The 4,725-nt window shown below is 28.4% G+C and carries 8 protein-coding genes; 7 read left to right on the top strand and 1 reads right to left on the bottom strand.

What is annotated here, in order from left to right; genetic code table 11:
* Positions 1–223 precede the first annotated feature (223 nt).
* Together BT997_RS15255 and BT997_RS15250 are read left to right on the top strand one after the other, a co-directional pair.
* Positions 224–946: a Bax inhibitor-1 family protein gene (locus tag BT997_RS15255; protein WP_072682785.1), complete on the top strand. Its 723-nt coding sequence runs from the start codon at positions 224–226 to the stop codon at positions 944–946.
* Positions 947–996: 50 nt separating this feature from the next.
* A complete protein-coding gene (locus tag BT997_RS15250; RefSeq protein ID WP_072682784.1) occupies positions 997–1,404 on the top strand; it encodes a thiamine-phosphate pyrophosphorylase in 408 nt (135 codons plus the stop codon).
* On the opposite strand, the gene BT997_RS15245 is transcribed toward BT997_RS15250, so the two are convergent.
* Complete coding sequence (locus BT997_RS15245) at positions 1,356–2,051, bottom strand: methyltransferase domain-containing protein (RefSeq protein WP_072682786.1); 696 nt, start codon at positions 2,049–2,051, stop codon at positions 1,356–1,358. The genes BT997_RS15250 and BT997_RS15245 overlap by 49 nt on opposite strands.
* 71 nt (positions 2,052–2,122) lie before the next feature.
* On the opposite strand from BT997_RS15245, the gene secG reads away from it, so the two are divergent.
* From secG to BT997_RS15220, 5 genes are all read left to right on the top strand, one after another.
* Positions 2,123–2,470, top strand: a complete 348-nt coding sequence (gene secG, locus BT997_RS15240) for a preprotein translocase subunit SecG (protein ID WP_072682783.1) — start codon at positions 2,123–2,125, stop codon at positions 2,468–2,470.
* 218 nt (positions 2,471–2,688) lie between these two features.
* Positions 2,689–3,246, top strand: coding sequence for a ribosome recycling factor (frr, locus tag BT997_RS15235; protein WP_072682782.1), 558 nt, complete (start codon positions 2,689–2,691; stop codon positions 3,244–3,246).
* 1 nt (position 3,247) lies between these two features.
* Positions 3,248–3,847 carry an orotate phosphoribosyltransferase gene (pyrE, locus tag BT997_RS15230; protein WP_072682781.1) on the top strand — a complete coding sequence of 200 codons (600 nt, stop codon included), beginning with the start codon at positions 3,248–3,250 and terminating at the stop codon, positions 3,845–3,847.
* Between the two features lie 5 nt (positions 3,848–3,852).
* The gene (locus BT997_RS15225) at positions 3,853–4,335 is read left to right on the top strand and encodes an RDD family protein (protein ID WP_072682780.1); all 483 of its coding nucleotides are present in this window, start codon (positions 3,853–3,855) and stop codon (positions 4,333–4,335) included.
* A gap of 5 nt (positions 4,336–4,340) precedes the next feature.
* Positions 4,341–4,725 (top strand): MFS transporter (locus BT997_RS15220; RefSeq protein ID WP_143145222.1); only part of this gene is annotated, 385 nt, incomplete at its 3' end.

Here is a 4,725-nt window from a genome sequence, read left to right as displayed (position 1 = left end):
TGGACGGGAATTATAATAGATTTTTTCTCTCTTGTCAAGGGTTTTTTCTTAGTACTGGCTTAAATTCTTAATTTCTTTTGCTTTTACTACTTTTAAGCCCTCTTTTATTTTTATCATTAATATATATAGCATGAAAAATTACAATTTGATTCTAATATTTAATCTTAAAGTAAATATTAAGAGTAACATTATAAAATATCATAAAAAATTAGAAAGGTATAAAATGTATAACAGAGATTATCTATCTCAAGAAACACAAGAACATACACATTCAAATGAAGAATCTCGTGTTCATTTAATGAGTTTTTTAAAAGCAACTTATCAATTTTTTGCAGGTTCAATGTTAGCTGCAACAGCAGGGGCATATATTGGTCTTGATATTATTTCATATTTAGTTGGTGGAATGCAATGGGTTCTATTTGGAGTTTTTATTGCATTAGCATGGTTTGTTGTTCCAGCAGTAAGACATACAGCAGGCCTTAACTTAGTAGCTCTATTTGCAACTACATTCCTTACAGGATTAATGATTGCTCCCTTATTAGCTATGACATTGGCTATGCCAAGTGGTGCTTCAATTGCAGGACAAGCTTTTTTAATGACAGCAGTTGCCTTTGGTGGAATTTCACTTTTTGCTCTAACAACTAAAAGAGACTTCTCTTTTATGAGAGGCTTTTTATTTGCTTCATTTTGGATTATATTTATTGCAGCAATTATTTTTGCTTTAGGAGTATCACTTAATTTCTTTGCATATTCAAGTTTATTTCACTTAATTTTATCTAGTGGTATTGCACTTTTAATGTGTGGATTTATTTTATATACAACTCAATCAATTATTCAAGGTGGGTATGACTCTCCTGTTGTAGCAGCATTAGATTTATATATGGCGTTCTTTAATCTATTTTCTTCATTATTACAAATTTTTGGAATTTTAGGTAACGACGATTAAAAATATAGATAGCTTCTTAAAGAAGCTATCTTGATTTTTTATATATTCTTATGATAGAAAAAAATAAACTAAGACTTATTGATGCAAATCTAAATAGACTGCGTGAAGGTATTCGAGTAGTAGAAGATATATTTAGATATGTATATAATGATAAAGAGACTTCATCTAAATTAAAAACCTTACGACATTTATCAAGACTTGAAAGTTATACTGAACTTTTAGAAACTAGAGATATACAAAATGATGTATTAAGAGAATCTATTAAAAGTGAACAAAATAGAGATAATCTTTTTTCAATATTAATTGCTAACTTTAAAAGAGCGCAAGAGAGTTCAAGAGTACTTGAAGAGTTTTGTAAACTAATATCTATTAAAGATAGTGAAAACTTTAAATATATAAGATATGAGCTTTATAGCTTAGAGATTGTCTTAACAAAAATTACTTCAAATTCTAAATAATTTAATTTATACTCTTTATAAAGTTTTTTTGCTGTTTTAAAATCTAAAGCAGAGTTTCCACCACTTACACCAGAATTTTTTATATAATCAAATAGTTTTTTCTTATTTTCAAATTCTAAATTATAGTTATGCACTTCAAAATCACATTCATAAGAAGAAGAAAAAGCTTCTTTTATCTTTTCTGTAGAAAGTATAGGAGAATTAGATTTTGTAATTGTCTGAATTGTTTTAAATGTATTTGAAGTAAATAGAACTGCATTTATTTCATTTGTAGTTTTAGCTAAAGAAGATATTAGTTTTTTTAAATCTTTTGACCATTGCATAGCAGAAGAGGAAATAACTATATCGAATTTCTTATCTTTTAAAAAATCGTAAAATTCATTTGAATCAAAATCATAACAATCAACTTCAAGATTTTTATTTTTAGGATGAATTTCACACATTGAAGAGGAAAAATCAATTGCATTATATTTTTCTATGTCCCATGAAATATATTTATAGACTTGTCCCGAACCACAACCTATTTCTAAAATATTCTTTGGTTTATTTTTTATATCACGAACTAAAGCTTTAGCAGCAATTTGTTGTATGATATTGTAGTTATTATATTCATTTGCATGTTTTGAAAATTGGTTTTTTACAGACATAAATATCATTTTAACCTTTTTTTAATAAGTTTTAGATAAAATACCTACCATTTTTTAAAAGGAAAATTAACATGGCATCTACACTTTTAATAGTACAAGTTATTTTAGCAGTTCTAATTGTAATCGCAGTATTACTACAAAAAAGTTCAAGTATTGGGCTTGGAGCTTATAGTGGAAGTAACGACTCTGTATTCGGAGCAAAAGGTCCAGGTAGCTTTTTAACTAAAGCCACAATGACATTAGGACTACTTTTCGTAGTTAACACAATATCTCTAGGTTATATTTATAATCAAGAAAAATTAGGAAGTGCAGTAGATAGCGTTAAAACTGATAGTTTAATTCCTACAACTCCCGTTGAGAATGCAGCACCTGTAGCACCAACTGCACCTGTAGTTCCAGCAGTACCAGCAAGTAAGTAATTTTAAAAAATTAAATGAAGTATTTATTACTTCTTGCTAATACTCCAATCTATGAATATACACAATATGGTGTATATCATAGATTAATTTCATACAATCAAAATATTAATCACAATTTTTTCAATACAAAGCTTTTCATAAAAGTTTATAATGGTATAATCAATTTCAAATTTTACAACAACAAAAAACTAATAAAACACACTTAAGGAGAATATAGAATGTTACAAGAAATCTACCAAGAAACAAAAGAACATATGGACAAATCAATTGAGTCTTTAAAGAGAGACTATAAAACATTAAGAACAGGAAAAGTTACGACTGCTGTTTTAGATGGTGTTAAAGTTGATTATTATGGGACTCCTACAGATTTAAATCAAGTTGGTTCTGTTTTAGCTGCAGATGCAACGACTATCGTAGTAAATCCTTGGGAAAAAAATCTTTTAGGAGATATTGAACAAGCAATTAATGCTGCAAATATTGGTGTAAACCCTAACAATGATGGTGAAGTAATCAAATTATTCTTCCCTCCTATGACAGTTGAACAAAGACAAGAGAGTGCTAAAGGTGCTAAGGGTATGACTGACAATGCAAAAGTTGCAATTAGAAATGTAAGAAAACATGCAAATGATAAAATAAAAGTTTTACATAAAGATAAAGAAATCACTGATGATGAAAACAAAAAAGCACAAGATGAAATTCAAAAAATCACTGATTCATATGTAACAAAAGCTGATGATACGTTAAAAGCTAAAGAACAAGAAATTTTAACGGTTTAATATGAACGTAGCACAAATTTATAAAGATGCAAATGCCTTACTAGAAGGACATTTTAAATTAAGCTCTGGTAATTATTCAAACTTTTATTTACAATCTGCAAAGGTTTTAGAAGATCCTAAAACTGCTAAATTACTAGCAGAAGCTTTAGCTACTCAAATAAAAGAATCTGGTATTAAAATTGATGCTGTATGTTCACCAGCACTAGGTGGAATCATCTCAGGGTTTGCACTAGCTACTGCTTTAGATGTAAGATTTATTTTTGCGGAAAGAGTTGATGGCGAAATGACAGTAAGACGTGGTTTTGAAGTTACGGAAGGTGAAAACTATGTTATTTGTGAAGATATTATCACAACTGGTGGTTCTGCATTAGAAGCAGCACGTCAAGTTGAAGCCGCTGGCGGAAATATTGTTGCATACGCAGCTTTAGCTAATAGAGGATTCTGCTCAAGAGTGGGAAGTGACCTAAAAGCTCAAGACAATTGTAAATTACCACTTGATAAACCTTTATTTGCACTAGAAGATTTTACTTTTAAAATGTATACGCCAGAAGAATGTGACTTTAAAGATAAAGCTTACAAACCAGGAAGTAGAGGAAACTAAATTTTATGAGTAGATGGAGAGATATAAAACAAGGAAAAGTTGAAGAACAAACTGAAATAATGAATGAAGATAATAGTTCAGAAACTCCTTGTGCTCCAATTCTATCTAGAATTAAAGCTTTTATTACTGATACTTTTTTAATCACTACTCCTATTTTATATATTGTAATTTATCTTATAATGGGAAGTGGTGAGACTTTTAGTCAATATAGAATTGAAGGTTGGGGATTAATAATAGGTATTCATTTTTTAATTATTCTCGCTTTTTGGTTAAAAACAGGACAAACACCAGGAATGAAAGCCTATGGATTAAAGTTAATCCATAATACAAAAGAAAAACTTCCTTTCTTTTCTTTACTACTTAGATATTTTATTCTTCTAATTTCTATTATCTCAATTTTTGGACTTTTCACTGTCTATTTTAGAAAAGATAATAAAACTTTTCAAGATATATTTTCAAATACTATTATTATTGAATACGACTCATAAAGTAGATGCTATTTTTTAAACTATCTGCATTTTATTTTTTCTATTTTGCAGCCGTTGGTGTATATATAATATTTTTACCTAAAGTATTAAATGACTTAGGTTATAGTGCAATTGATATTGGGATTATCTTTGCACTTGCACCTTTAATGAGATTTGTAACTCCATTTTTATTTTTAAAGCACATAAAGCTAAATCAGTCAGTATTTAAAACTGCTTTATTTTTATCTGTTGTTTGTTCTGCCTTGTTTTATTTAACTATAGAAAATTTTTATGCTTTCATGATTAACAATGCGATATTAGGAGCTTGTTTATCTTTGATTCTACCATATTTAGAAGTAACAGCAATAAAAGTATTAGGGAAAGATAGATATGGAAAATCAAGACTCTATG

The sequence above is a fragment of the Arcobacter sp. LA11 genome (assembly GCF_001895145.1).
GTDB lineage: Bacteria > Campylobacterota > Campylobacteria > Campylobacterales > Arcobacteraceae > Halarcobacter.
The sequence above is the reverse complement of the archived record's forward strand: the minus strand, read 5'-3'. Positions and strand labels throughout refer to the sequence as shown.